The 25208-nt window shown below is 68.9% G+C and carries 23 protein-coding genes, 1 tRNA gene and 2 pseudogenes; 7 read left to right on the plus strand and 19 right to left on the minus strand.

The annotated features are described in order from the left end of the window. Positions 1–44: 44 nt before the first annotated feature. The 5 genes and pseudogenes from VJT49_RS04345 to VJT49_RS04360 form a co-directional block, all read right to left on the minus strand. Positions 45–1022: an alpha/beta fold hydrolase gene (locus tag VJT49_RS04345; RefSeq protein WP_324163370.1), complete on the minus strand. Its 978-nt coding sequence runs from the start codon at positions 1020–1022 to the stop codon at positions 45–47. After that, on the minus strand, positions 1019–2041 hold the full coding sequence (locus VJT49_RS04350; protein WP_324163371.1) for a LacI family DNA-binding transcriptional regulator: 1023 nt from the start codon (positions 2039–2041) through the stop codon (positions 1019–1021). Before VJT49_RS04350 ends, VJT49_RS04345 begins: the two co-directional genes overlap by 4 nt. Positions 2042–2050: 9 nt before the next feature. After that, entirely contained in the window at positions 2051–2545 is a 495-nt protein-coding gene (locus VJT49_RS35040) for a family 1 glycosylhydrolase (protein WP_414635816.1), read from the minus strand. Next, positions 2475–3248 (minus strand): annotated as a pseudogene (locus tag VJT49_RS35045) (glycosyl hydrolase 2 galactose-binding domain-containing protein); the annotation flags it as partial. The pseudogene VJT49_RS35045 and the gene VJT49_RS35040, both read right to left, overlap by 71 nt. A 47-nt stretch (positions 3249–3295) precedes the next feature. After that, on the minus strand, positions 3296–3727 hold the full coding sequence (locus VJT49_RS04360) for a DoxX family protein (protein ID WP_324163373.1): 432 nt from the start codon (positions 3725–3727) through the stop codon (positions 3296–3298). Between the two features lie 113 nt (positions 3728–3840). Between VJT49_RS04360 and VJT49_RS04365 the strand changes: the two genes are divergently transcribed. From VJT49_RS04365 to VJT49_RS04375, 3 genes are all read left to right on the plus strand, one after another. After that, positions 3841–4824, plus strand: coding sequence for a sigma-70 family RNA polymerase sigma factor (locus VJT49_RS04365; RefSeq protein WP_414635811.1), 984 nt, complete (start codon positions 3841–3843; stop codon positions 4822–4824). Continuing rightward, positions 4821–5393 (plus strand): TIGR03086 family metal-binding protein, encoded by a 573-nt coding sequence (locus VJT49_RS04370; protein WP_324163374.1) that lies wholly within the window; start codon positions 4821–4823, stop codon positions 5391–5393. The genes VJT49_RS04365 and VJT49_RS04370 overlap by 4 nt, the downstream gene beginning before the upstream one ends. Before the next feature lie 154 nt (positions 5394–5547). Further along, positions 5548–5832 carry a cutinase family protein gene (locus VJT49_RS04375; RefSeq protein WP_324163375.1) on the plus strand — a complete coding sequence of 95 codons (285 nt, stop codon included), beginning with the start codon at positions 5548–5550 and terminating at the stop codon, positions 5830–5832. 60 nt (positions 5833–5892) lie between these two features. Here the strand turns inward: VJT49_RS04375 and VJT49_RS04380 are convergent, their stop codons facing one another. Next, positions 5893–6606 (minus strand): DUF3824 domain-containing protein, encoded by a 714-nt coding sequence (locus VJT49_RS04380; RefSeq protein ID WP_324163376.1) that lies wholly within the window; start codon positions 6604–6606, stop codon positions 5893–5895. A 176-nt stretch (positions 6607–6782) separates the two neighbouring features. Continuing rightward, entirely contained in the window at positions 6783–7628 is an 846-nt protein-coding gene (locus tag VJT49_RS04385) for an SDR family NAD(P)-dependent oxidoreductase (RefSeq protein WP_324163377.1), read from the minus strand. A 471-nt stretch (positions 7629–8099) separates the two neighbouring features. Between VJT49_RS04385 and VJT49_RS04390 the strand changes: the two genes are divergently transcribed. Then, positions 8100–9584, plus strand: a complete 1485-nt coding sequence (locus VJT49_RS04390) for a hypothetical protein (RefSeq protein ID WP_324163378.1) — start codon at positions 8100–8102, stop codon at positions 9582–9584. Between the two features lie 19 nt (positions 9585–9603). Continuing rightward, a complete protein-coding gene (locus VJT49_RS04395; RefSeq protein WP_324163379.1) occupies positions 9604–10236 on the plus strand; it encodes a response regulator transcription factor in 633 nt (210 codons plus the stop codon). 226 nt (positions 10237–10462) lie between these two features. Here the strand turns inward: VJT49_RS04395 and VJT49_RS04400 are convergent, their stop codons facing one another. The 3 genes from VJT49_RS04400 to VJT49_RS04410 all read right to left on the minus strand — a co-directional run bounded on the left by VJT49_RS04400 (position 10463) and on the right by VJT49_RS04410 (position 11582). Continuing rightward, the gene (locus VJT49_RS04400; protein ID WP_324163380.1) at positions 10463–10783 is read right to left on the minus strand and encodes a hypothetical protein; all 321 of its coding nucleotides are present in this window, start codon (positions 10781–10783) and stop codon (positions 10463–10465) included. Next, a complete protein-coding gene (locus tag VJT49_RS04405; RefSeq protein ID WP_324163381.1) occupies positions 10780–11181 on the minus strand; it encodes a hypothetical protein in 402 nt (133 codons plus the stop codon). The genes VJT49_RS04400 and VJT49_RS04405 overlap by 4 nt, the downstream gene beginning before the upstream one ends. Before the next feature lie 327 nt (positions 11182–11508). Beyond that, positions 11509–11582, minus strand: a tRNA-Leu gene (locus VJT49_RS04410). Positions 11583–11647: 65 nt separating this feature from the next. Between VJT49_RS04410 and VJT49_RS04415 the strand changes: the two genes are divergently transcribed. Further along, positions 11648–11869 (plus strand): DUF3618 domain-containing protein, encoded by a 222-nt coding sequence (locus VJT49_RS04415; protein WP_324163382.1) that lies wholly within the window; start codon positions 11648–11650, stop codon positions 11867–11869. Here VJT49_RS04415 and VJT49_RS04420 read toward each other — a convergent pair. From VJT49_RS04420 to VJT49_RS04450, 7 genes and pseudogenes are all read right to left on the minus strand, one after another. Further along, positions 11866–12282 (minus strand): hypothetical protein, encoded by a 417-nt coding sequence (locus VJT49_RS04420; protein ID WP_324163383.1) that lies wholly within the window; start codon positions 12280–12282, stop codon positions 11866–11868. The genes VJT49_RS04415 and VJT49_RS04420 overlap by 4 nt on opposite strands. Positions 12283–12528: 246 nt before the next feature. After that, a pseudogene (locus VJT49_RS04425) lies at positions 12529–13064 on the minus strand (TetR/AcrR family transcriptional regulator). A gap of 133 nt (positions 13065–13197) precedes the next feature. Then, positions 13198–13662 (minus strand): helix-turn-helix domain-containing protein, encoded by a 465-nt coding sequence (locus VJT49_RS04430; protein WP_324163384.1) that lies wholly within the window; start codon positions 13660–13662, stop codon positions 13198–13200. A gap of 151 nt (positions 13663–13813) precedes the next feature. Continuing rightward, positions 13814–15397: an LCP family protein gene (locus VJT49_RS04435; protein WP_324163385.1), complete on the minus strand. Its 1584-nt coding sequence runs from the start codon at positions 15395–15397 to the stop codon at positions 13814–13816. An 81-nt stretch (positions 15398–15478) separates the two neighbouring features. Beyond that, on the minus strand, positions 15479–17602 hold the full coding sequence (locus VJT49_RS04440; protein ID WP_324163386.1) for a phospholipase A2: 2124 nt from the start codon (positions 17600–17602) through the stop codon (positions 15479–15481). Positions 17603–17668: 66 nt separating this feature from the next. After that, a complete protein-coding gene (locus VJT49_RS04445; RefSeq protein ID WP_324163387.1) occupies positions 17669–19033 on the minus strand; it encodes a GGDEF domain-containing protein in 1365 nt (454 codons plus the stop codon). 497 nt (positions 19034–19530) lie between these two features. Further along, positions 19531–20715: an MFS transporter gene (locus VJT49_RS04450; RefSeq protein WP_324163388.1), complete on the minus strand. Its 1185-nt coding sequence runs from the start codon at positions 20713–20715 to the stop codon at positions 19531–19533. A gap of 432 nt (positions 20716–21147) precedes the next feature. Between VJT49_RS04450 and VJT49_RS04455 the strand changes: the two genes are divergently transcribed. After that, the gene (locus tag VJT49_RS04455; protein WP_324163389.1) at positions 21148–22068 is read left to right on the plus strand and encodes an SDR family NAD(P)-dependent oxidoreductase; all 921 of its coding nucleotides are present in this window, start codon (positions 21148–21150) and stop codon (positions 22066–22068) included. Positions 22069–22186: 118 nt separating this feature from the next. Here the strand turns inward: VJT49_RS04455 and VJT49_RS04460 are convergent, their stop codons facing one another. After that, positions 22187–24016, minus strand: a complete 1830-nt coding sequence (locus VJT49_RS04460) for an AMP-dependent synthetase/ligase (protein WP_324163390.1) — start codon at positions 24014–24016, stop codon at positions 22187–22189. Positions 24017–24345: 329 nt separating this feature from the next. Beyond that, positions 24346–25185, minus strand: a complete 840-nt coding sequence (locus tag VJT49_RS04465; RefSeq protein ID WP_324163391.1) for an inositol monophosphatase family protein — start codon at positions 25183–25185, stop codon at positions 24346–24348. Positions 25186–25208 lie beyond the last annotated feature (23 nt).

Genomic DNA, 25208 nt, shown 5'->3' on the forward strand with positions numbered 1-25208 from the left:
CCAGCGCGTATTCCACGTCGCCGTGCTCGGCGCCCTCGATGGGTTCAGGCCACTCCCATTCCTGTTCCTGTCCCGCGAGTCCCCCTTTCGACGCGTGCGAGTTCCCCACTCGGCGCGTGCGAGTTCTGCGTTCGCGGCGTTCGGCTTCGGTTTCCCGCGGGCCGCGCGTGCGAAAACGCCGCAGTCTGGGCCAGCCCGGCGAGGATGGCGGCGACTTCGGTGGGCCGGACGAGGAACCCCGCGTGGCCGCACTCCAGCGAGCGGACGTCGAACGGGTTGTTCGAGGTGAAGGCGTCGGCGTCGTGGATGAACAAGTCCTGCAGCGCGACCGGGATTGACCTGTCCTGAGTGAGGCGGAGATACGTGCGCGGTACACGGCCCCACGCTTCAGCTCGCACCGGAGTGGTTGTGGTGTCGAGGATTTCGTCGGGTTCGAGAGTGTTCAGGAATGCGAGGAACTCGCTGGTGGTGCCGTCGGCCAGGAGCGCGGTCTTCAACGCCGCCAGCAGTTCGGGATCGGCCGTGCCCCAGTTCATCCGGAGCGCGCCGAGCGCCGCGGGATCGGCGGCCACCACTCCGGCGGTCTCGTTGAGCGCGCTCGACGCGTTTTCCGGCGTCTGGACGTACTCCGCCGGGGTCTTCGTGACGCAGCACCAAGCGGAGACGTAGACGATCCGGTCGATCAGATCGGGGACGGCGTCGGCGGCGCCGGTGATCGTGAGGCCGCCCCGGCTGTGTCCCACGAGGATGACCGGACCGTGCTCGGTGACCCGCCGGACGATGTCGATGACGTGCTCGACGCTCTGGGCAGGCGTCAGGCCGGCCAGCGCGGATGGTTCGACCGCGAACTTCTCCGGATCCTGCGGTGCCTGGTAGGCGACCGGGAACGTGGCGGCGAAACCGTGTCCGGGTAGGTCGACCGCGAGCGTGCGATGGCCGAGCAGGGCCAGTTCCCGCTGCAACGGGGCCCAGCCGAAGGCGTTGCTGTTCGAACCATGGACGAATACGAAGGTGGGACTCACTTCGCGATCTTCGCGCAACGCCCGGTGCTGCCCCGGACGGTCAGCGTGAGGGGTGCGGCCTTGATCGCGGCGGGGGCCCCGCCGTCGAGGATTTCCGCGAGGGTGCGGGCCGCGGTCGCGCCGAGAGCCGGGATGTCGCGCGCCAGCGCCGTCAACGGCGGGTGCACGAGGCGGCACAGGGGGGAGTCGTCCCAGGACACGATGGACAGCTCCGCGGGCACCGCCAGTCCCATCTCCTGTGCGACCGCCAAACCCGCCACGGCCATCACGTCGTTGTCGAACAGGATCGCCGTCGGCCGGTCGGTCCGCGAGAGCAGTTGCCGGGCCAGTCGCGCGCCCTCTTCGCCGGTGAAGTCACCGTGGAGCATGCTCGCCTCCACCTTCAGCTCGACCGTGACCTGCTCGAACACCGCCGTGCGGGCCGCGATGTGGCGGAGTTCGCCCTGCCCGGCCACGCGGGCGATCCGCCGGTGCCCGAGCGCGGCGAGGTAGCCCACCAGCGACCGCATGGCGCCCGAGTCGTCCGCCCCCACCGACCCGAGGCCAGGGTGCCCGGTGTGGCCGCCGACGACCACCGCGGGCAGTCCGAGTTCGGTGAGCACGTCCAGGCGCGGGTCCGAAACCCGCTGGTCGACCATGATCACGCCGTCCACCCGGTGCGCGGCCCACCAGCGCCGGTACACCTCGCATTCGGCGACGACGTCCGGGACCACCTGGAGCACCAGCGCCAGCGAGCGCTCCGCCAGCACCGCCTCGCTACCGGAGATGAGCTGCATGAAGAACGGTTCGAGACCGAGGATCCGGGCCGGGCGCGCCAGCACCAGCCCGATCGCGCCCGCCTTGGCCGCCGACAGTGCCCGCGCGGCGCTGTTGGGCACCCAGCCCAGTTCCTTGGCGATGCGCAGCACCCGGGCCCGCGTGGGTTCCGAGACGCCCGGGCGCCCGTTGAGCGCATAGGAGACCGCGCCCTTGGACACCCCCGCTGCCCGGGCGATGTCGGACATCGTCGGTCGCTTCACCGGACTCCCTCATCGAGTCGGTTCAGGGTAGCGCGGCGGGAGTCCGTTGTGGACCGCTAAGGCAGGCCGTTCCTCCTGATGACATCCTCCTGATGACATCGGAGTACCACCGCGCGCTCGCCTTGGCGATCCGGCGCGGGTGCCGTAGTCGACGGAGGAGAGCCCGAACCGCCGCCCGTATCCTTCGGCCCGTTGGAAGTTGTCCATCAGCGACCAGCAGAAGCAGCCGCGCACGTCGACGCCGGACTGGATGGCTTCGTGCAGCGCTTGGAGGTGTCCGTTCAGGTAGCCGATCTCGTCGTCGATGGCTCCTTCCGGGTCGACGTAGTCGTCGAAGGCCGCGCCGTTTTCGGTGACGTAGATCGGCGGGTAGCCACGAATAGTCCCACTTGAGGCGCACCAGCAGTTCGGAAAGCGCGTCGGGCTCGATCGTCCATTCCAGCTGGGTCCGGGGTAGCCCGGAGGGGCGGACGGTGTGTGCGTCGAGGCTCGGCAGTAGTGGATGCCGAGCCTCCGCGTCTTCCTCGGAGACGACCCAGGAGCGCGTGTAGTAGTTGACGCCCAGAAAGTCCAGGGAGCGGAGATCGCTTCGAGGTCGCCCTCCAGCACGCCGGAGAAGCCGTACCACCGGAGCTCGGGAATCCAGTTGACTCCTTTCGCGAAGACCGGAACACCGTTGACGACGAAGGAGAACCACGTGCCGTGCTCGTCCTTCCCGGTGTCCAGTTCGACGTTGCGGAAGCCGATCCGGCCGGACCACTCGTCCAGCCGTGTGCCGTCCATTGTGGATAATGTGACGGACAGGTCGTACCGGTGCCGCGGGCCGTATCCCCTGGGCGTTCGTGCCCGGCCGCAGAGCCTGGGGCACCTCGAACCGGTAGGACCGGTGCATGTTCCGGGTCCTGGCGATCCCGGCCCCGTTGAGTTCGATGGCCGCGACGGTGTCCAGACCCTCGCGCACCAGGTCCGTGACGCCGTCCGCGGGAGTCCAGTCGAAGGTCGTCTCGTAGCGCCAGGCGGTCCGGCCGATCCAGGCCAGCTTCACCTCGTCGTCGCTCAGACAGGGGTCCGGGATCAGGCCGGTGGCCAGCAGATCGGTGTGCACGCAGCCCGGCACGGCACGGCTCGCCACCTCGGCCGGGACATCCCCGGCCACTGGTCGCAGCGTCCAGCCCTCGTGCGGCGTGGTTCGCCTCAAGGCGCTCATGCGAAGGACCTCTCCGCCGGCTCGCACGAGGCGTCTGAATTAACCGGTTAAGTGGCGGCCGTGTCAAGCCGGTCATCTCCGCTGAGGTGACCGTGGAGCAGGGCTTTCGTCCGTGGCCAACGGCCCCACGCGATGAGCGCGAGCACGATGCCCAGCGCGATCGGCGTGCTGGTTCCCGCCGGACCGTCGAGTACGGCCAACTGCGTGATGGTCGCGCCGATCATGACTCCGGTCAGGCCGAGCGCGCCCAGTCCGGCCAGCGGCGGGATCAGTAACCCGAGCGCGCCCGCGAATTCGAGTGAACCGGTCAAGTAGCGAAACCAGTCACCACCGATCTGCTCGAAGATCCGGACGGCGGTCGGGTCGCCGAGGAGTTTGGGGATCGCGGCGGCGCCGATGAAGAACAGCGCGACCAGCACCTGGACGATCCACAGGGTGATGTTCAGGCGACGGGAAGTGTGCACGGTGGCGATGGTCATGGCTCTACTCCTAATCAGTCGTTCGGGTTGACCCCGCCCGTCCGAAAAACTCATCGCGATGAGTTTTTCCTCTTCGCCCTGTCTGTACAGGCAGGGCGAGCAAAGGAGAAGCTATGACCATGACCCTGTCCGAGAAGCGTGCCGACGAGGACTTCCTGCAGGCCGCCGACCCGTTCCGGCGTGAACTGCTGGCGCACTGCTACCGCATGCTCGGCTCGGTGCACGACGCGGAGGACCTGGTACAGGAGACCTACCTGCGCGCATGGCGGTCGTACGAGAAGTTCGAGGGCCGCTCGTCGCTTCGCACCTGGCTCTACCGGATCGCCACCCGGGTGTGCCTGACCGCGCTGGAGAGCAAGAGCAAGCGGCCGCTGCCCAGCGGCCTCGGCGGGGACAGCGCCGACCCGGAAGGGATCCTTGAGGAACGGGCCGAGGTGCCGTGGCTGGAGCCGGTGCCCGACCAGATGGTGGGCGCCGACCCGGCGGCCGTGGTCACCTCCCGGGAGAGCATCCGGCTCGCGTTGATCGCCGCGCTCCAGCACCTGCCGCCCCGGCAGCGCGCGGTGCTGATCCTGCGTGACGTCCTGCAGTGGCGGGCCGCCGAGGTGGCGCAGGCCGTCGGCACCACGACCACGGCGGTGAACAGCATCCTCCAGCGCGCCCGGGCCCAGCTCGACGAGGTCACGCCGGTCGAGGACGAGATCGTCGAGCCCACCGACGCCGAGCAACGCGAGCTGCTCGAAAAGTACGTCACCGCCTTCGAACGCAAGGACATTTCGGCCATGGTCGAAATGTTCACCAAGGACGCGATCTGGGAGATGCCGCCGTTCACCGGCTGGTACCGAGGGGCCGAGGACATCGCCCGGCTCATCGACACCCAGTGCCCGGCCAAGGAGCCCGGCGACATGCGCCTGGTGCCGACCACTGCCAACGGGCAGCCGGCGTTCGGGCTCTACCTGATCGACGGCGAGACGTACCGGCCGTTCCAGTTGCACGTGCTCACCCTCGGCCAGGACGGGGTTTCGCACGTGGTCGCGTTCTTCGACACCAGCCTGTTCGCGAAGTTCGGCCTTCCGGAGACACTGGACGTCCGATGACCGGCCCGCGTGCGGCGGCGCTGATCGGCGGCGTCAGCCTGCTCGAACGTGCGATCTCCTACACCTTGGGCAGCCTGCTCGAAGTGCGCCCCGAGTTGATGTCCCGGCCAACGCCCTGCTCGGCGTGGGACCTCCGGGCGTTGCTGGTGCACATGAACGATTCGCTGCTGGCGCTGCACGAAGCCGCGCGGATCGGGCGCATCGGGCCGGAGCAGTCCACAACGGACGGTGATCTGGTCGGCCTGCTGCGGCAGCGGGCCTGCCTGCTGGTCGGAGCCTGGTCCGGCGCGCGGGTGCCCGGCCCGGTGTTCGTCGCGGGCTCGCCGCTGACCACCGGCATCGTGACCGGCGCCGGGGCGCTCGAGGTGACCGTGCACGGCTGGGACGTCGCCCGTGCCTGTGGCCAGGACCGTCCGATCCCGGCCGCTCTGGCGGAGGAACTGCTGGAACTCGCGCCGTTCTTCGTCGACGACGTCGACCGCCCCGCCCGGTTCGCCCCCCGGGTGGCGGTGTGCCGCGGCGCCACCACCGGGGACCGGCTCCTCGCCTTCGTCGGCCGCCGGCCCTGACCTTCTCCCAACGCGGTGTCCGGTCGTGACCGAACGCCGGACACCGCGTGGCGTGCGAGGCCACTTGGTACTCGGCCGAGCGAGCAAACGGCCGGGAAGAATCAGCACCCGGCCGATAGTTGATCGATTATTTCGACTTTCGACCAGCGCGAACGTGGTGGACAACTCGAGCGGCATCAGCAGCGACGGTGCCCTGGTCGGTGGCGCGATCGTCGCCACGATTCCCGCGGCACCGAGGCCCAGGGTCGGCGCGATCCTGCTGTTCGGCAACCCGATCCGGGCCATTGGCCGGTCCGTGACCGGGGTCTGTGCCGGCCGCACCGCCGGCTACTGCGTGCACGGCGACCCCGTCTGTGGGGCCGGTCTTGACGTGCCGGCCCACCTGAGTCACGGCAACAAAGCGAGCGAAGCGGCCGTTTTCGCGGCAAGCAGGTTCTGATCGGACCTGGTGGGTGGAAAGGCTTTCAGTGCCTTTCCACCTGCCAGGTACCGCGGAATGCTAGGTGGACGGCGTGTCGTCGGCATCCTGCCAGCACCATTTTCCGCTTTCCTGGGCGAGTTGTGCGGTGAAGCGGTCGCTGCTTCCGTTGTAGGTCAGGCTGAGGACGCCGTCGTACTCGGTGTCCGACACCTTCGTCGGCCCATTCACGATCTTCGCGTTGCTGACCCCGTTCACCTTGCCGATCGCGCTCGCGATCTTGGGGGCGGCATCGGCACATTTCAGCGCGTTCAGCGCCGCCTGGTCGTGCTTGTTGAGCCCGTCCACGATGCCCTGCAGCGCGGACTGAGGGGTCGACCCGGGCGAGGAGGAAGAAGAGGTCTTGCTCAGGAAGAAGCCGGGCGCCCAGAACCCGGTGACGCCGAGGCCCGCGAGGATCAGGACGACCCCGATCGTCAGGCCGACCCACAGCCCCTTCCGGCCCTTCGCGGGCGGCGGCCCGCCGAATCCGCCGGGCTGGCCGTAACCGGGGTAGGGCTGCTGACCGTATCCGGGCTGGCCGTAGGGCTGTTGACCGTAGGGCTGCTGACCGTAGGGCTGCGGGTAGCCGCCGGACTGGGGAAACCCGTTGGGTGACGAGTAGCCACCTGGTTGTTGCGGATAGCCACCGGGTTGCTGGGGAATTCCCCCGGGCTGCTGGCCGTAGGGCTGCCCTGGCTGTGGTGGATAGGTCATGGACATCGCCTCCCGGTCGGTCGCCGCGCTGATCAGCATAGAGCGCGATCATGACCGATGTTCCTCGCTACGCGGCGTTCACCGGCGTTCCGCGGGTGGAAATCTGGCCTGGCCGCCCGCACCAGAGCCCGGCCAGCCGACTTCGGCTACGACTTCGAGACGCGCGGCAGCCTGATGCGCACGCGGTGGCCGCGGTCTTCGGCGACTACCGGCGACTACCGGCGACTACCGGCGACTACCACAGCCCTTTGGCGCTGCCTTCGGTGGATGTGGGAGCCGCCGTTGATGTCGTAGGTGGCGCCGGTGACGTAGCCGGACTTCGGCCGGCACAGGAACTCGATCACGTCGGCGACATCCTCGGCGGCCCCGGCGCGCCTCGCCGGAAGGTCGGGCGCGACGGAGCTGACGGTGACGGAGTCTCGCGCCAGCGCATGGGAAAGGCCCGGCAACGCGGCCTTAACGGGCGAGTAGGCGACACCGCCGAAGACGCCTCCGCCGCGTTCGGCCGAAACCGAGGACACGTTCACTTCCGCGACCCGCGAGTCCGGCTTTCGCGACCCGCGAGTCCGGCTTCCGCGACCCGCGAGTCCGGCTTTCGCGACCCGCGAGTCCGGCTTTCGCGACCCGCGAGTCCAGCTTCCGCGACCCGCGAGTCCACGATGCGACCGAAACCCCGTTCGACCATCCCCGGCACGACTCGCCTGGTCATCAGGTAACTGCCGCGCACGTTGATCTCGAAGATTTCGTTCGACATCCGACACTTCGAGGAACCGCGGGGGCGAGGTGATCCCCGCGTTGTTCACGAGCGCACCCACCGGCGCCAGTGCGGATTCCACTGTGGACACAGCAGCCTCGACCTGCTCGCGGTCGGTGACGTCGCAGCGGACGCCGACGGTCCGCACACCGTGCTTGGCCGCGATCTCCTCGGCGGCGTCCTTCGCGCTCGCCTCATCGGTGTCCAGTACCGCCACCAGCGACCCGGTGGCGAGCGCATGCCCCGCCCCGCCGATGCCGCGCAGTGATCCCGCGCCGGTGACGATGGCCGCATGAGCTGGCGTCATTTCCTGGCAAGTTGGTGGCCGTGGTATCCTATGTGGACACAACACCGCGCGTCGGGGGATGGCCACCCAGATCAGAACCCGGCACCCACCGGCGCCGAAGGTCGGCCGGCGACTTGCCTGGCCAGCGCCGGTAAAGGTCACCCGGCCGGCACGCGGACAGGGCCTGCTCCACCTCGGCGACAGCACGCCCAGAGGTTCCGTTGACTTGGTCGTCCGGCTGGAGTGGGATGGAAGGCGGTGTTTCGAGGGCGGGTGATGGACCATGCCTCATGCAGCTCCGTCCTCCCGTGGAAATCTCCCAGCGGAGCTGAGCAGTTTCGTGGGTCGGCGTCAGGTGGCCGCCGAGGTCAAGCGGCTGCTTTCGGAGTCACGTCTGGTGACCTTGACGGGCCCAGGTGGGGTGGGCAAGACGCGCCTGGCCCTGCACGTGGCCCGAGAGCGGCAGCGGGCCTTCCGTCCGGGGTCTGGCTGGTGGAGCTGGCCGAGGTGCGGGACCCGGGGATGCTGGCGCATGCGGTGGCGACGGCGTTGCGGCTGCCGGATCAGTCGGCGCGGGACCCGCGGGAAGCGCTGGAGGAATACCTCGCGGACAAGCACTTGTTGCTCGTGCTGGACAACTGTGAGCACGTGCTGGCGGCGGCCGCGGCGATGGTGAGCAGTCTGTTGTTGGCGGCGCCGAAGGCGCAGGTGCTGGCCACGGCCCGGGAACAGTTGCGGGTGGCCGGGGAGCGGGTGTTTCCGGTGCCGCCGTTGACTGTGCCCGATACGCGGGCGCAGGACTGTGGGCAGGGGTGGCAGGCCGGCGGTGACGTCGGGTATGAGGCGATGGCACTGTTGGAGGAACGGGCGGCAGCGGTGGTGCCCGGGTTCTCACTGGACCGCGAGAACAAGCTGGCGGCGGCGCTGCTGTGCCAACGGCTGGACGGGCTACCGCTGGCGATCGAACTGGCCGCGGTACGGCTGCGAGCGCTGCGGCTGGACGACATCCTGGATCGACTGGGGGACCGCTTCCGGTTGCTCACCACCGGACCGCGGGCCGTGCCGCCGCGGCACCAGACGCTGCGGGCGGCGGTGGAGTGGAGCTTCGATCTGTGCACCCTCACCGAGCAGGTGGTGTGGGCGCGGCTGTCGGTGTTCGCCGGTGAGTTCGACCTCGAAGCCGCCGAGCAGGTGTGCGCCGGGGCGGATATCGCGGAGAGCGACGTCCTGGACGCGATGTTGGGGCTCTTGGACAAATCGGTGCTGACTCGTGTGGAGAAGGGCCCCGCGTCGTCGTACCGGCTACTGGAGACCATCCGGCAGTATGGGCGGGAGCGCCTTGCGGATCGGGGTGAGGAGACGACGTTGCGGCGGCGGCATCGTGACTACTACCTGGCACGGGCCGAACAGGCAGAAGCGGAGTGGCTGGGGCCGCGGCAGCGGGAGTGGTCGCGGTGGTTCCGGGGGCAGGGCCCGAACCTGTGGGCCGCACTCGACTTCTGCTGCACGGAGCCGGGTGAGCACGAGGCCGGGCTGCGGCTGGCCGGCGTGTTGTGGTTCTACTGGGTGGCCTGCGGTTGTGTCCGGGACGGCCGGTACTGGCTGGACCGGGTGCTGGCACTGCCCGGCGGGGCGAGCCCTGAGCGCGCGAGGGCTTTGTGGGTCGACTGTTGGATCGGCGGCGTACAAGGAGATCTGCCCCGGTTCGAGCGCTCCGCGCAGGAGTGCCTCGAACTCGCCGGCCGGATAGGCGACCGGTTGGCCGCGGCCTATGCCACCCAGTTCCTGGGATGGCATGCGGTGTACCGCGACGACATCGCTCGGGCCGCGGAGCTGGAGGAGCAGGCGTTGGCCCGGCACCGGGCGATAGGCGAACTGCGTGCCCCTGCCCTGCGCTGCTTCGTCTACGGAACCATCGCCCAGCTGGAACTGGGCGACCTCGACCGCGCTCGGCGAGGAGGGCCGGTCGATCTGTGAACGGGCCGGCGAGGAGTGGATGCTGGGCTGGACACACTGGGCGCTCGCGGCGGTGCGGCGCGTCGCCGGCGAGGTGTCGATGGCCGAGGAGGAGGCGCGGGCCGCTCTTCGATTGACGCGGAGCTTCCACGATGTGCTTTGCGCAACGCTCTGCCTGATACTGCTGGCCCTCGTGGCGATGGATCGCGATGACGCCGAGCGGGCGGCACGGCTGTTCGGCGCGCTCGAGCCGCTGTGGAAACAAATGGGCGGTCCGCCCCTGGCCAACGCCCAGTACCTCATACGCTGGCATCGCGACGCTGAGCCGCGAGCCAGAAAGGCACTGGGTGATCGGGCGTACGAGGTGGTCTACCGTGACGGCACGCAGCTGGACCTCGACCAGGCCGTGACCTACGCGCTGCAAGAGCGAGCGACAACGGTCCGGAGCACGGCGAACACGCCTGCCGCGGGCGCGGCCGGCACCGTGCTGACCCGGCGCGAGCGGGAGGTCGCCGAACTGGTGGCGCAAGGGCTGTCGAACAAGGAGATCGCCAGCCGCCTGGTGATCTCGCAGCGCACCGCGGAAACGCACGTCGAACACATCTTCAGCAAGCTCAATGCCAGGTCACGCACCCAAATCGCCAGCTGGGTCGCGGAACGCGACAAGGGGTAACGCCGCCCGCCGCACCTCCGGGGATTTTCGGCCTTCCACCACGGTCACGGGACGGGCCGGAAACTGGCGACTTTGCTGGCGCCAGTTCATGGACAAGCCGAGGGCGGGCGGGTGGCGGCTCGGCGCCCGAGCCGGACATGCTGTGTGACACGTAAAGCGCCTTTCGAAACAGGACGAGCCGCGCGCCCGGCGGGACAAACTGCCGGGTGCCAGCGGGAAGAGCCGGTCAGCGACGGACCCGGGGCATCCCGCCCTTGCTCCCGGCGATGTCGGCGCCCACGGCCTCGGGGCCGGCCACCTCCTTGTCCCGCATTCCGCCGGGGATGGTGATCGCCTGGTTGAACTGTTCGAGCAGCGTGAACGCCGCCTTCTCGTCGTCGTGCGGCAGCACTCGGGAAATGCGGTCGTAGGCCTTGAGTACCGGGCGGACAATCGGCAGCGTGTAGTGCCACGGCGCCTTCTCGACGTGCAGCGTGTCCATTATGTACTTCGGTTGCCAGCCGGTGAGCAGTCCATACGCGAGCTTGAGCCGGCGCTCGGTGGTCATGACCTTCGCCACCGGGCCCGGAAGGATTTCGACATCGCGCGGCGGGTTCGACGCTGAACCGGATCGCCGAGTGGACGGTCCGGCGGCACAGGTCGTCCGCGGGCTGCTCGATCAGCTTGTGCAGCGTGGCCTTGCGACGCGTGTCCTCGTAGTCGGTGTGTGGGATGTCCGCGGGCATGCCGATCGCCGAGCCGACGTACCGGCTCCAGCGCCATGATGTCCTCGATTTCCCGGTCGCTGAACCGAATTCCCGATTTCTGCACGGGATCGATGAAACCGACCCCCAAATGACCGGCCTGCGTGTGCATGGCGTCGAGGTTGTTGATCGGAACACCCCACGCGCGCCAGTCCCAGGCATCCGACCGGCTGAGCGCGTGGCGGACGGCGGTATGGGTCATCCGGACCTTGAGGCGAACCGGTGCATGCCGCCAGGCACGTAGGCGCCCACGATGTAGCGAAGCTCTCGATGAGAAGGTCGCCCACGTGGTCGCTGTTTTGGAGCCGGCCGCTGAACAGCACCGGGCGGGTCGAGTTGCACATCTGGCCCGGCCTGTTACGTCGTTCAATGGGCGCGAAAGCACGGTAGGCAGCCGGAGACAGCGCTGTCCGTTTCGGGTGGTTCAGCGGCCCTTCAGGGCGTGCCTGCCGTGATTCTGCCGTACGCGGCCCCAACGCGGCCCCGGGGTGGGTTGCACCGGAGTGTTTCAGCAGTCACAGCGCCTGAGTGGGCCCGGAGAGACTCGAACTCTCACTGGCATGGACCTAAACCATGTGCCTCTGCCAATTGGGCTACGGGCCCCGACCCTCGCAGCCTACCGCGCGGGCCGTGATCTACGGTGGTGCCCTGAGAAGTGAGGAGGACCTGTGGCCCGCGACCCCGACACAATCGAGCGTGAGATCGAACAGGCCAGGAACGCGCTCGCGTCGACGCTGGATCAGCTGGGTGAGAAGGCCAGTCCGAAAAGGCTGGCGGACTCGGCGAAGATCACTGTGCGCGCGAAGCTGGACGAGCCGAAGGTCAAGTTTCCCTTGATCGGCGCCGGCGTGCTGGTCGTCGCGCTGCTGTTGCGCAAGCTCTTCCGCTAGGAGCCGGAGGCGGCGGCCTCGGCGGGGCCTCGCGACGTGGACAGGGCGGTGCCGATGTCCGCGGTGAGTTTGGCCTTGGTACGGCGGGCGGACTTGGCCTGCGTCGGTCTGCCGGCCGTGACCGCCTCGGATTCGGCTTCGCCGGGTTCGGGCACCGCCAGTGGGGCGGGCTCGGAGCGGGTGAGCCGGGCGGTGATGTACACCGACGTGAACTCGAGCGCGCTGCCGTTGAGCAGGTGCACCACGGTGGCGCCGGCGGCACTCGGGCCGAGGTTCTCCACGAGCTGGTCGGCGCGGTCCCGCGCCGCGATGATCCCCGGCGCGCGGGAGGTCAACTCCCTGCCCAGACCGGACACCGTGATCGTCCAGTCACCGTCCTCCTGAACGTAGCTCGCCATGATCGGTTCCGCCATGCGTCCTCACACCCCTCGCTGCCTGCCTGCTCGACGCTCCACTTACGAGGAGCCTTTTCCCACCGTTCCGTGATGCCGGATCGTGCTCACTCGATTGGGCGTATCTTTCCCGCTGTTCGCCAAACTCCCATCCGGCTCCATCGATACATCACGCGACTCTGTGTGACAAGTGGAAGGTAGGGATGTTCTCAGCGTGACGGCAAGATCTGAAATGCACGAGCATCTGCACGAGTGCCCGCGGGATGGTCACCGTGCGCGTTCGAAAAGCCCGCTCCAGAGAAGGTTTATGGCATACTCTGTCGTCTGTTCCGGTGTCACCTCGTCGTGCCGCTCACGCCAGATCGCGAGCCGTTCACAGGCGCCCACGACCAATTCCGCGGTCGCTTCCACCCGTGCGGGTGAGTCGCCGTGCCAATGGTCCCCCATCAGTTTGGCGATCAGATCGGTCTGCTGCCGCCTGGTCACCTCGATCGCGTCGGCGGCCGAGGTGCCGTTCAGGGCGGTTTCGTGGCGGATGATCGACCATGTCCGCTGCCGTTCCTTCGCGAAGACGAAGAAGGCCCGCAACCCGCGCCGTAGTGTCTCCTCGGGCGACCGCGTTTCCGGTCATCTCCCGCAGCACGGCCCGCGCCTGGCCGATACAGGCCAGCAGCAGGGCCCTCCTTCGACCGGAAGTACTCCTACAGCATGGGCTTGGACACGCCGACCCGTTCGGCGATGTCGTCCATCGAGGCCCCCGCGTAGCCGTGTTCGGCGAACGCCTCTTCGGCGATCTGGATCATCTCGCGCTCGGCTCGCGGCATGCGCTTGCGAGGGCTGCTCACGGCGCCACTCTACCGGAAGTAATATTACTTACGGTAAGTCGATGTCACCACAGGCAACCGTTCGGCGAAATCCGATGGGTGCGGCCCCGCGCTAACCCCCTTCGAGTGCCTTGAGCTTGGCCACCAGGTCCCCGGGGGAGACGCCGCACAGCTCGGCCATCCGCTCCACCGCCGGAAGGTCCAGTTGGATCTCGCGGGGCGAGCCGGGCTGCCGTAACCGGTCTTCCGCCCACCTCCGGAGCGACAGCAACTCGGGCTGGCCGTCCTCGACCACCCTGGCCAGGTCGAGCCGAACTTTGCCGGGCTCGTCGTTGAAGACCCGCTGGTGCACCCTGGCCAGCAGGTCCGCCGGTAGTTCGTCCATGGCCAGGCACAGCTCCACCAGGCGCACCACCGAGCACTGGCGGGTGCCCAACTCGTAGGTGGCCAGTGTCTGCAGGGAGATGTCACTCTGCAGATGCTGGTTCAGTTCCTTGCGCGTCCACCCGCGCCTCCTGCGCAACTTGCGGAGTTCCTCCCCCAGGATCCGCTGATAAAGCTCGCTGTCGATGTGCACTTCCGTCCCCTGCCTTGACCTGCGTCGACGCCGCGCCCCGCGGCGTGTCAACGCGTATGTAAGTCGCTGAACCGCCCGGTCTTACGCGACTCGGGCCCGAGTCGCCCCTGATTAGGCCGAACGGGCTAACGAAAAGGGCTGGAAAGTGTGGTCAGTTGACGCAGGTGATGCCGTCCGCTGTGATCGGCTTGTCATCGGGGTCCGGCGCGGCCGGGCCCGCCGGCTGCGACGCGACCGCCTGCTGAACCGGCTGGTTCGAACCTGAGTAGTCCGAGCCCACCACGACCAGGACGTGACCGCTGGCCACCCCGGGGTCCTGGATCAGCGTCGACTTCGAGCCGAGCGCGTCGGCCACCGACTGCGCCGCGTCCTTGCCGCCGGCCGGGTAGCGGACCGCCGTCGTCTTGACGGTGCCGCTGGCGTTCCTGGCTTCGCCCGCGGTGAAGCCCCTGCCTGTGAGCGACTGCGTCACCGACGCCGCGAGCCCCTGCCTCGGTGTTCCGTTGTGGACGTCCACGGTGATCGCCGCATTCGGGTTGGGGGCGGCCTGCTGTGCCGGCGCGCTCGTCGTGCCGCCGGTCGTGCCCTGGACGAACGCCTTCACCTGCGCGGGGTCGACCTGGATCGCGCTGCCGTCCTCGGGGGTGTCGTAGTCCGGGTCGACCACGGGGATGGTGCGGAACTCGAGGTTGCCGCCGGTGAGGCCCTTCATCTGCTGGGCGAAGCCGAAAATGTCCCACCCCTGGTTGAGCACCACGGACTTCTGCACGGATTCGACCAAATTGGACAGTTTGGTGGGATCGGCGAGGGTGCCCGCGGACAGCACCTTGCTGGCCATCCCGGCCATGAACACCTGCTGCCGGACGACCCGGTCGAGATCGCCGCGCGGCAGGCCGTGCCGCTGGCGCACGAACTTGAGCGCGTCCGGCCCGGAGAGGGTGTGCTTGCCCTTGGTGAAGCGTGCCCCGGAGAAGGAGTCGTAGACGTTCTCCTTCAAGCAGACGTCCACGCCGCCGATGGCCTTGGTGATGTCGGAGAAGCCGAGGAGATTGATCGACGCGTAGTTGTCGATGGTGGACCCGGTGAGTTGCTCGACCGTGCCGATGAGGGTCTTCGCGCCCTCCTGCGAGCTCTTGACCTCGACGTCTTTGGCGTCGAGGTCCCCGGATTCCTGCAGCTTCTTGCGGGCCTCCGCCTTGCCGCGGGTGTAGGCGGAGTTGATCTTGTGCTTGCCGAAGCCGGGGATGTTCACGTACGAGTCGCGGGGCAGCGAGATGGCGACCGCCTTGGCGCCGTCGTTGGGCACATGCACCATGATCAGCGTGTCGGTGTTCTCCACGCCGTCGGACACTCCCGCGTTGAGTTCGGCGAGCAGTTGGGGGGACAGCGGGTTGCCCTGCGCGTCGGTGCGGCTGTCCATGCCGACCAGGAGGATGTCGGTGGCGCCGTCCGCCGGCCGGCGCTGCGAGATCACGTCCGCCGTGGTCAGCCCGCTGAGCAGGCCCTGCATCTGTGCCCACGCGTAGCCGGTCAGGCCCAGCACGAGTAGCGACACCAGCCCCAGCGCGACCTTGCCGCCGGTTCGCTTCGGCTTCGGCGGCGGAGGAGGCGCGGTGCGCGGGATGCGTTCGGGAGAAGGGCGCGCCGGGCCTTCGTAGCGGGCGTCCATCGGGCGCGGCCGCCGCTGCGGCGCGGGCCGTCCGGCCCCACGCGCGTCCCGCGGCGGATAAGTCACGCCTTCTCCCTTCCCCCGACATTGTCTCGCCCGCGCCGTAGCGTCGCATACTCGCCCGTGCCGCCGGTCCAAAACACCCGATTACGTGGTTTGGGCCACCGTTCTCGGTGCGATCAGTGTGCTCACGGTAGCGACGAGCGCGAACAACGCGGTGAACCCGTGCAGGGCGACTGTGACCAGGTCGGATTCGTAGCCGTCGGAGGCTTCGAGCAGCGGCGGCATGCAGACGAGGCAGGCCACCACCCAGGTGCTGGCCGCCGAGCTGGTGCCGATCCGCACGGTGTGCAGGAGGAACACCCCGAGCAGCAGCTGGATCAGGTTCTGCACCGGGTCGAGCGGCATGCCGAGCAGGGTGGTGCCGGCGTCCCCACCGAACCGGGTGAGCGCGAAACCGAACAGGCCGAGGCTGGCGAAGCCGATGCCCAGCGCGGTCGCGGCGTGCGCCAGCCAGCCGGACGGCCGCGGAAGGTGCAGCGGGTCGTGCCGTTCCACCAGGCCGGCGGAGTGCCGCTCGAACCACCAGAACACGATCACCGCGGGCACCGCGAGCATCGCCAGCGCGGTGACCGACCGGGGCCGGACCAGCCAGGCGACCGCGTCCACCGGGCTGGCCGGCAGGTAGACGATGGCCACCACCAGCAGCATCGCGGCGAGGAAACCGAGGTAGAGGCTCATCGGGGCGCGCAGCGCGAACCGCACCGCCGAACCGAGTGCGCGCCGGGCGGCCAGCTTGGCCAGCGGCCTGGCGAACAACGCCAGCACCGACAGCTGGACCGCGCCGAGCAGGAGGAGAGGGACCGCGTTGGCGGCGAGGGCGGGCGGCGCGCTCGGCGTGCCGAGCAGGGTCGGATCGCCGCCGGCCGTGCACCACAGGGCCAGGCCGGCCGTGCCGGTGAGCGTGCCCGCCAGCAGGGTGGGTTTGCCCGGAAGGCGGCCGAAAGCCAGTTGCTGCGCGAGCAGGGCCAGCGAGAACGCCGCCAGGTACCGGGGAACGGGTGAGCCGAGCCAGTCCGCGCCCAGGTCACCCAGCACGACGAAACCGAGCAGGCCGAGAAGCGTCGCGACGCGGGCGCGGCGGTACAGCACGAGCATGACCGGGGTGGCCACCACGGTCAGCAGGTAGACGGAGAGCAGCCACAGCGGGTGCATGGCGATCCGCACGATCCCGGCGTTCGTGCCGCCCGGGATGCCCAGCAGTTCCAGCGCCACCGGAACCACCAGCGCCACCACGACGAACACCAGTGCCGGGCGGAGCAGCCAGCTCACCCGGTGCGCCAGGAAGTGCCGGTAGCCGTGTCCGGCCTCCGCGCGCCAGCCGTCGGCGTTGACCCGCCCGCCCGCGAAGAAGAACACCGGCGCGAGCTGGGCGAGCCAGGTGAACGGCCACAGCACGCCGTCCCCGGCACCGGCCCACCGGGCCAGCGCGATCACCGACTCGCCGAAGATCAGCAGTACCAGGCTCGCCACGCCGAGTGTCACCCAGGACGACGCGGCTCCCACCGGTGCCGCGGGCCGTTCCGCCGGGCGGGAGCGGCGGCCGTGCAGCCAGCCGCGCATCCGGAACACGAGCAGGCAGCCGATCGCCGCGATCCCGGTGAGCAGCGGGCCGATCGGGTCGCCCACCGGCGGTCCCCATCGCTGGTGCCAGGAGTTGGCCTCGAGGCCGAAGGAGTACAGCGACGCGACGATCTGGCAGGTGCGCGGCGAACCCATCGGATTGAGCCGGCAGGTGTTGTGCATGTCGGCGCTGAGCCGCGCGTCGAGCGAGGACCGTGCGGAGGCGGGGAGGGGCTGGCCGATGTGGTCGGCGTAGCGCAGCAGGTCGTAGCCGAGATCGTGCGCCTTGCACGGCACGCCGTAGTCCCATTTGGTGTTGTCGTCGCCCCAGGGCGCCGAGCAGCCGCCGTCGGTGTGGACCACGCGCACGGTCCCGTCGCGGGCGCGCGTGACACCGGGCACCACGCCCGTGACCTGGGTGAAGTCGGAGGGCAGCAGGGACAGGGCGGTGGGCTGCGCGCCGGGGGAGGCCAGCGACTCGATCGCGCGCTGGGCCGCCAGCGCGCCGCCGGTGAGCGGGCGGTCGGGTGGGGCGGCCGGGCGGGAGGCGACGAAGCCGAAACCGAGCAGGCCGATGGCGAGCACCAGCATCCAGGCCGAGGTCGACAGAGCATTGCGCGCGCGGGGGATCTCGGCTGCGGCGGTCATGATCTCCAGATTGGCAGGGGACACGGCCAGCGAACACCCGGGATGTCCCCGAGTTGAGTCGCCACACTAGTGGGTAACGCGATTCACCGGGGACTGGGTCATTCGAGGACCGCCATCAGCTATGTCCTTGGTCACATCGGTGCGTCTCGTGCCGGTCGCGATCCGCACCTGGTTCCGGCCGCCTTCCTTCGCCTCGTACACGGCGGCGTCGGCGGCCTGCATCAACGTCTCGAGCGACTGACCGTGGTCGGGGAAGACCGCCACCCCGATGGACGCGGTGCGTTCGGTGACAGTGGTCTGTTCGCCCCGCTTGTCGGTGGTCGGGATGCGGAGCGCCGCGACGCCGCTGCGGATGCGTTCCCCGGCCCCGGCGGCGGCGGCCTGGTCGGTGTCCGGCAGCAGTACGAGGAACTCCTCGCCGCCGAAGCGGCCCACCACGTCGCTGGGCCTGGTCACGTCGTTGAGCAACTGGGCGAGGTTGCGCAGCACGTCGTCGCCGGCCGGATGACCGTAGGTGTCGTTGATCCACTTGAAGTAGTCGAGGTCGATCATCAGCACGGCGAGGTTGTCCGACGCCTTCGCCGCCCGCGTCAGGGCGCGCTCGGCCGACTCGGTCCATCCGCGCATGTTGAACACCTGTGTCTTCGGGTCGGTGCGCACGTCGTCCTGCAACTGGTCGAGTTCGGCGAGACGGTTGAACACCACGGTCACCACGGCCATGATCGCGACCGCCGGCGGCAGGATGACGACCAGGATGGCGGTGACCGCGCCGAGGCCGACCGTGATGCCTTCCAGAAGGTTGTCCGCCTTGCTGCCCAGCGACTTGCCCAGTGTCGGCTTTCCTCTCCCGGAGAGTGCGATCACGCCGCCGATGAAGGCCATCTGCGGCAGTTCGTAGGCGAGACCGGCCAGTACCACTTCGCCGAATTCGATGAGCGTTCCCGCCGGCGTGAGCGCTCCCCACGGGTGCGGGCCGAGTGCGGCGAACACCTGATGCGCGAACGTCGCGGACAACATGTGCGTAATCGAGGAATAGACGAAGTTGTGCGCCGGGCGGCGGGCGATGAACCAGCGCTGCACACGGACGAGCGCGACCACCAGGATGGCCAGCGGCACCGGAAGAATAATCGCGGCGGGTACCACCCAGACCGCGGTGAGGTCGATCAGTAGGCCACCCCGGTTTCTGCGCCGTTCTTCCTGCCGCCGGGTCATTTGGATATGCACGGTGGCACCGGAAATCAGAATGGCGAACCGCAACCAGTCGATCGCACTGGGCCAGGTCGAGGTTGCTAAAGTCACGCCCAGCCAGGTGAGCGCCCCAACTTCGGTGGTGAGCAGAAACAGGATGAATGGCTTGGGTCTCCGCCACAGGGCCCAATTGTGCGGATGGTGGGTGCGGCGCGTGCCCGAATTATCACGCGTGGTACTCAACGTCGCCTGCCTGTTCCCGCCTGTTCCGGGTCGCCGCCCCCACGTCCGCCGCCGTGCCAGGAGCCTGCCGTGTGGGTTGTGTTCGCCCCGAAGTCTATGTGACCGCCCTGCGGCGGGGGTGCCGGCATAGGATCACCTCTTCTCGACATGTCCTCGGGCGGCCGTGTAACTTCTCTGTGTCTGGAAGGACGCCAGATGCTTTTCGCGAACCGGTATCATCCGTTACACACGTTCCGCTGTGCGGGTGAGAACTCCCGGGCGCACTCGTGCCTCGCGTCTGAACCTTTGGCGCCGATTGGAGGTGTCTCTCATGGCCGACCGTGACTTCTGATCGACGAGCGTTCGAACCGGTTCGTGTCGGATAGTGTCGGAGGTGTTGTTCATGCGTGACCGCGACTTCTGAGAAGCTTTTGTTTCCATGAAAAAAACGGGCGGTGAATGGTTTGACCGACCGCGGGCCTATTGTGACGCTTTTTCGCGTATGCGGTGGCATCACGTCACCGTTGTGTGTGCTCGTTTGCCAGCACGCGGTGCCAGCGCATGGCGAGCGGCGTACCGAGCACGACCCCGGCGCCTCCGGCGACGGCGATGGCCGTCGCCGCCGAGCCCGACAGTTGCGCCAGCACACCGCCGATTGCCACGCCGACACCCTGCGCGACCCGGAGGCCCGTGCGGTACACCCCGCCCGCGCCACCGCGCAGTTCGTTGGGCACCCACGTGATGAATGTAGCGCCCACCGTGACGATGTACGCCCCGGTGGCCCCGGCCGCGGCCAGGAGCACCAGGGCCGGCGCAAGGGACGGCCGCGCGATGAAGGCCACCAGGATGGCCGTCGGCACCAGGCCGAGTACCGCGAGGCCTCGCCTGCGGGCCTGTGGGGATACGTAGTGCGACATCAGGAAGACGCCGACGATGAAGCCGAGGGGATCGGCCGCGAGTAGCCAGCCGACCGCCTCCTTTGACGCGCCGATTTCGGCCGCCAGGGGCGCGACCAGTCCAAGCGGGACTGTCGCGAGCCCGACCAGCCAGGACAATCCGAGCAGAACCCGCAGCCGTTGCTGCCCGGCCACCCAGCGGATCGCGCCGTGCCATGCCCCGTTGCCGTCTCCCGCCGCCGGGCGCGGCCGTACCCAGCGGGACAGCGCCGCCGCGCTGATCGCGAACGTCGCCGCGTCGACGGCCAGCGCCCAGGACGGTCCCCCGGCGGTGACCAGCATCCCGCCGCCGGCGAGGCCGAGCAGTTGCGCGGTGTTCGTGGTGATCCCCCGGATGTCCTGGCTGCGCAGGTAGAGCTCGTCGTCGGTGAAGATTTCCCTGGTCAGCGCGTTCTGCGCGGCATTGGCCGGCGACCCCGCCAGCCTGGCCAGCACCAGCAGCCCGCACAGCGGCACCAGCGGCATACCCGGGATCGCCATCACCGCGACCATGACCGCCTGGATCGCGGCGGTGACGACCAGGACCGTGCGACGCGGGTACCGGTCGGCGAGATGGCTCAGGCCGAGCCCGCCCGCCAGCGCGGGCAGGAAGGTGAGCGCGTAGGCGACCGCGGCGATCAGCGCTGACCCGGTGCGGTGATAGACGGTCAGAGACAGCGACACGGTGGTCAACTGGTCGCCGAGCACCGACTGTGCTTCGGCGAGCCACACGGTGCGGAACTCGCTGTTGGCGAGTGGCGCCCGCATGGTTGGGCGGGTTTTGGTCTTCACCTTGTCCCCATCTCCCCCTGATCGGGTGAACGCAGGAGCGTCCACAGATTGTTTCGTCCGCCGCGACAGGCCGGGTACCGACCCTCACTCAGGCGGCAGGCGAGACCACCGTCAGTATGCCGCTACTGCACGAAGGCGACCAGTCACAGGCCGAGAGTGTTCCTAATTGGACCCATCCGGCGGTCGAACCTGGCGGCCGGGCTACGACGAATGGACGACAGCTACGGTTCCGCTGATCTGTCGGGAGGTATGTCCCACTGGTCACATCGGTTTCGCTCAGCGCTATGAGCTGCCGCTCGTCGTCGTCGAGGTCGCCCTCGGACCGCGCGCGGCCAAGACTGGGGTAATCCGGCCAGCGGCGGCCGGTTCGCCCAGCTGCGTCGGGGCTGGCCAGTGGGGAGTGAGGGAATGAACATGCAGTTGAGGGGTTTGCCGGACCGGGCAGTGGTGGTTACGGGCGCCGGTCGCGGCCTCGGCGAGGCCTTCGCCGTGCATCTGGCGCAGGCCGGTGCCCGGGTGGTGGTCAACGACGTCGACGCGGAGCTGGCGGTGCGGACCGCCGCGACCATCCGCGAGCACGGCGGGCGGGCGGTCGCCAGCGGCCACAACGTGGCCGATCCGGAGCAGGCGCAGGCGATCGTGGACCTGTGCGTCGACGAGTTCGGCGCGATCGACGGCCTGGTGAACAACGCGGGCCTGAACTACGAGGCGATGCCCTGGCAGGAGGAACCCGCCCGGGTGCGCCAGCTCGTCGAGGTCAACGTGCTCGGCGTGATGTACACCGGAATCGCGGTGATCAAGGCGATGACCGCGCAGGGACGCGGCGGCGCGATCGTCAACGTCTCGTCCGGTGCTTCGCTCGGGCAGCGCAAGCTCGGCGTGTACTCGGCGAGCAAGGGCGCGGTGGCTTCGCTGACCTACTCCTGGGCGCTGGACCTGGAGGAGGTCGGGATCCGCGTGAACGCGATCTGCCCGCTGGCGCACACGCGGATGGTCTGGCAGTCGGAGCGTTCGCTGCGGAGTTGCCCGCCGGACCGCACGCCGTCCCGGATCGCGCCGCTCGTGCTGTTCCTGCTCTCGGACGACGCCGAGGGGATCACCGGCCAGCTCGTCCGGTGCAACGGGCCGCAGCTGCACATCGTCGGCCAGCCCTACCTCAAGGAGCCGATCCTGGCCCGGCAGACCTGGGACACCGACACCGTCCGCAGCGCGTTCGACGAGGTCTTCAGCGCCCACCTCGAACCCTACGGCCTGGAAAAGCGTGTCCCGCCACGGCTGCGCAAGTGGACCGAGACCCCGTCCCCTTCGTCGCCGCTGCGCTCCGCATAAGGGTGTGACGGCAGCGCGGAGCGCTTCCGTTGAAGGTAGTGGTGGGTCGGCGGGTGGGGGCGCACCGAAGTGCCCTTCGTCGGCGCGGAACGAAGGGCACTTCGGTGGGAATTCCCGCTCAGCCGGCGTAAAGGGAGGCGATTTCGTCGGCGTAACGGGAGGCGATGACGCGGCGCTTGAGCTTGAGTGTCGGGGTGACCTCGCCGGATTCCGGGGTCCAGGCGCGGTCGAGCATGAGGTAGCGCTTGATCTGCTCCACCCGCGCGAGCCGCGCGTTGGCGGATTCGACCGCCCGGTCGATCTCCTCCCGGACGGCGGAGTGGCCGGCCAGCGTCGCGGGATCGGTGGACTCGATGCCACTGGCCGCCGCCCAGCCCGGCAGGATCTCGCCGTCCAGCACGATCAGCGCCGTGACGTAGGGCCGGTTGTTGCCGATCGCGACCGCCTGGCTGATCAGCGGGTGCTCCTTGAGCAGGCCCTCGATCCGGGTCGGGGCGATGTTCTTCCCACCCGAGGTGATGATCAGTTCCTTCTTGCGGTCGGTGATGGTGACGAACCCGTCGTCGATCGCGCCGATGTCGCCGGTGGGCAGCCAGCCGTCGGCGTCGGTCGCCGGTTTGATCGAGCCGTCCTCCTGAAGATAACCGAGGAACACGAGCGGCCCGCGCACCAGCAGTTCACCGTCCTCGGCGACCTTCACCTCGGTGTCGGAGACGGCCTGGCCGACCGTGCCCGCCCGGAAAGCGCGCGCGCAGTTGGACGTGACCGCGCCCGTGGTCTCGGACATCCCCCACACCTCTTCGATCTCCACGCCCAGCCCGGCCATGAAGTACAGCACCCCCACCGGGAGCGCGGCGGCCCCGCTGGAGCAGAAGATCACTTGGTTCAGGCCGATCAGCTCGCGAACCGGGGCGAGCACGGTCCGGTCGGCTTCGGCGATCTGCTCGGCCAACTCGGGCGGCACCTCTTCGCCCGCGTTGCGCAGTCGGTAGCCGCGCAGGGCGAGTTCGCTCGCGTCGACAAGCACCTTGCGGCGCTCCTCCGGGGCGTTCGCGAGCATGTTCTTCAACGCCGCCACCATCTTTTCCCACACCCTGGGCACGCCGAAGAACCCCTGCGGACGCACTTTCGGCAGCACGCCCGCGATGGCCGCCGGATCGGCGAGGGTGTGCACGTGACCGGCGTACACGATCGGCATGTAGATCGAGAGCTCCCGCTCGGCGATGTGCGCGAGCGGGAGGTAGGCGATGTTGGACAGGTGCATCGGGCTCCCGTGCATGCCGTGCAGCGCATACGCCTCGTGGATGACGTTGTGATGGGAGAGCACGACGCCCTTCGGATGGCCGGTGGTGCCCGACGTGTAGATCATCGACAGCGGGTCGCCGGGCTGGATGTCCGCCCACGACCGCTCGAACGCCTCCTGGTCGGCCTCGCGCAGTCCGGTGCCGCGGCGGCGCAGTTCGGCCAGGCTGACGAACCTCCCGTCGCCTGCCGGTATCGCTTCGGCGTCGATCATCACGATGTGCCGCAGCGCGGGAAGATCGTCGAAGACCTGTTCCCAGCGCTTGAGCTCGGCCATGCCCTGGATCACCACGACCGGCGCGGCGCTGTGCCGGGCGAGTAAGCGGATCTGGTCCGGGCTGAGCGTCGCGTACGCGGTGCAGGAGATGGCCGAAAGGTGCGCGGCGGCCAGATCGACGATGAGGTGATCGGGTGTGCTCGGCGCCATGATCAGCATCCGGTCGCGCGGCCCGAGCCCCAGCTCCGCCAGCGCACGGGAGACGATCGCGATTTCCCGGCGGAAAGCCGCCCAGGTGAGCGTCGGGCGCGCTTCGTCGTCCAAAGACGTGAGCGCGGGGAGATCGCCGAATTCGACGGCGTTCCGGCGGAGCAGTGCGGGAATGGTCAGGCCGTTGGCCAGGCTCGCGACGGACTGCTGGATGGACAACGCTGCCTCCTGAGTCGTCGCCGTGATCGAGTCAACCGTAAATGGCGTGGCAACCCGGAGGGAAGGGAATTCCCAAAAAAAGGGCATCCGGGGGCTTGTCCCGGGCGGGGCGGGGACGCCTCCAGAAGGCGCGGGCGACCGGAGAGGCAGGGTTTGGGAGTCAGCCTCTCCGGTCACATCCCCGGTCACGTCGACCTGCGTGCTCGGAGATGTTTTGCCCGGTACCAGGATCGGGAAATTCTCTCGGGGTGACCAGGGCCGAAGGACCCTGTTTGACGCCGTTTTCCCGTAAGACAGCCCTTTCCGGCAGCTTTTGCCGGTAGTTGTGCCTACGCTATTCGTGTTTGATTTCCGTCGCGGACGGTTTCCGCGACCGCTTCCGCCAAAGCGGGTGTCGCGGCCGCGATACCCGACCAGCGACGGGTCAGATCGGGGTCGATTTCCAGTCGCCGGCCGTATGCGTCGAGTACCGCGCCGCCCGCCGCGGGCACCGTGACCATCGCGGTGGCCAGGTCCACGATCCGGTGCGTGTCGGAACCGGGGTCGCAGAAGGCGTCGATCGATCCTTCCGCCACCAGGGCGCATTCCAGCACCGTGGTCGACATGACCCGCACCCGCCCGGCCTTGTTCGCGATCCGTTGCCAGGCCTCGGCACTGCGGCGGTGCGGGCGCAGGAGGTTCACCGCCGCGCCGTCCAGGGAAGTGCGGCCGGTGGTGCGGTAGGCCGTGGCATGCCCGGCGAAGGCGTGCCAGACCCGGCCGGTGTCCAGCCACACGGTCAGCGCCTCGGTTGCCTCGCCGTCCACCGAGGCCGTCGCGGCGAAGCAGCACAGCGGCACTCCGGCCGCGGCATTGGACGAGCCGTCCACCGGGTCCACGACGACTGTCACCGCGGAACCGTTGTCGACGAACCCGGCCTCCTCGCTGAGCAGGTTGACCCCTTGCGCCGCGGCCACTTCGGCGACCGGGTCCTCGACGAGGCGGTCGACACGCATGGTCGGCGTGCCGTCCGCTCCGTCGGCGACCTGCTCGCCGAGCTCGGCACGGGTGTGAGCCCGCCGGGCGTCGCCGTACGCGGCCGAGGCCGCTCTGGCCATCGCGGCCAGCGCGGGGTGCACGTCGACGGGCAGGTCGGGTTCCGGAATCGGCCAGGTGATCCGCGTGCTCACCCGGGTGATCATCTCACGCCGTG

Source organism: Amycolatopsis sp. (assembly GCF_035276945.1).
Taxonomy (GTDB): Bacteria; Actinomycetota; Actinomycetes; order Mycobacteriales; family Pseudonocardiaceae; genus Amycolatopsis_E.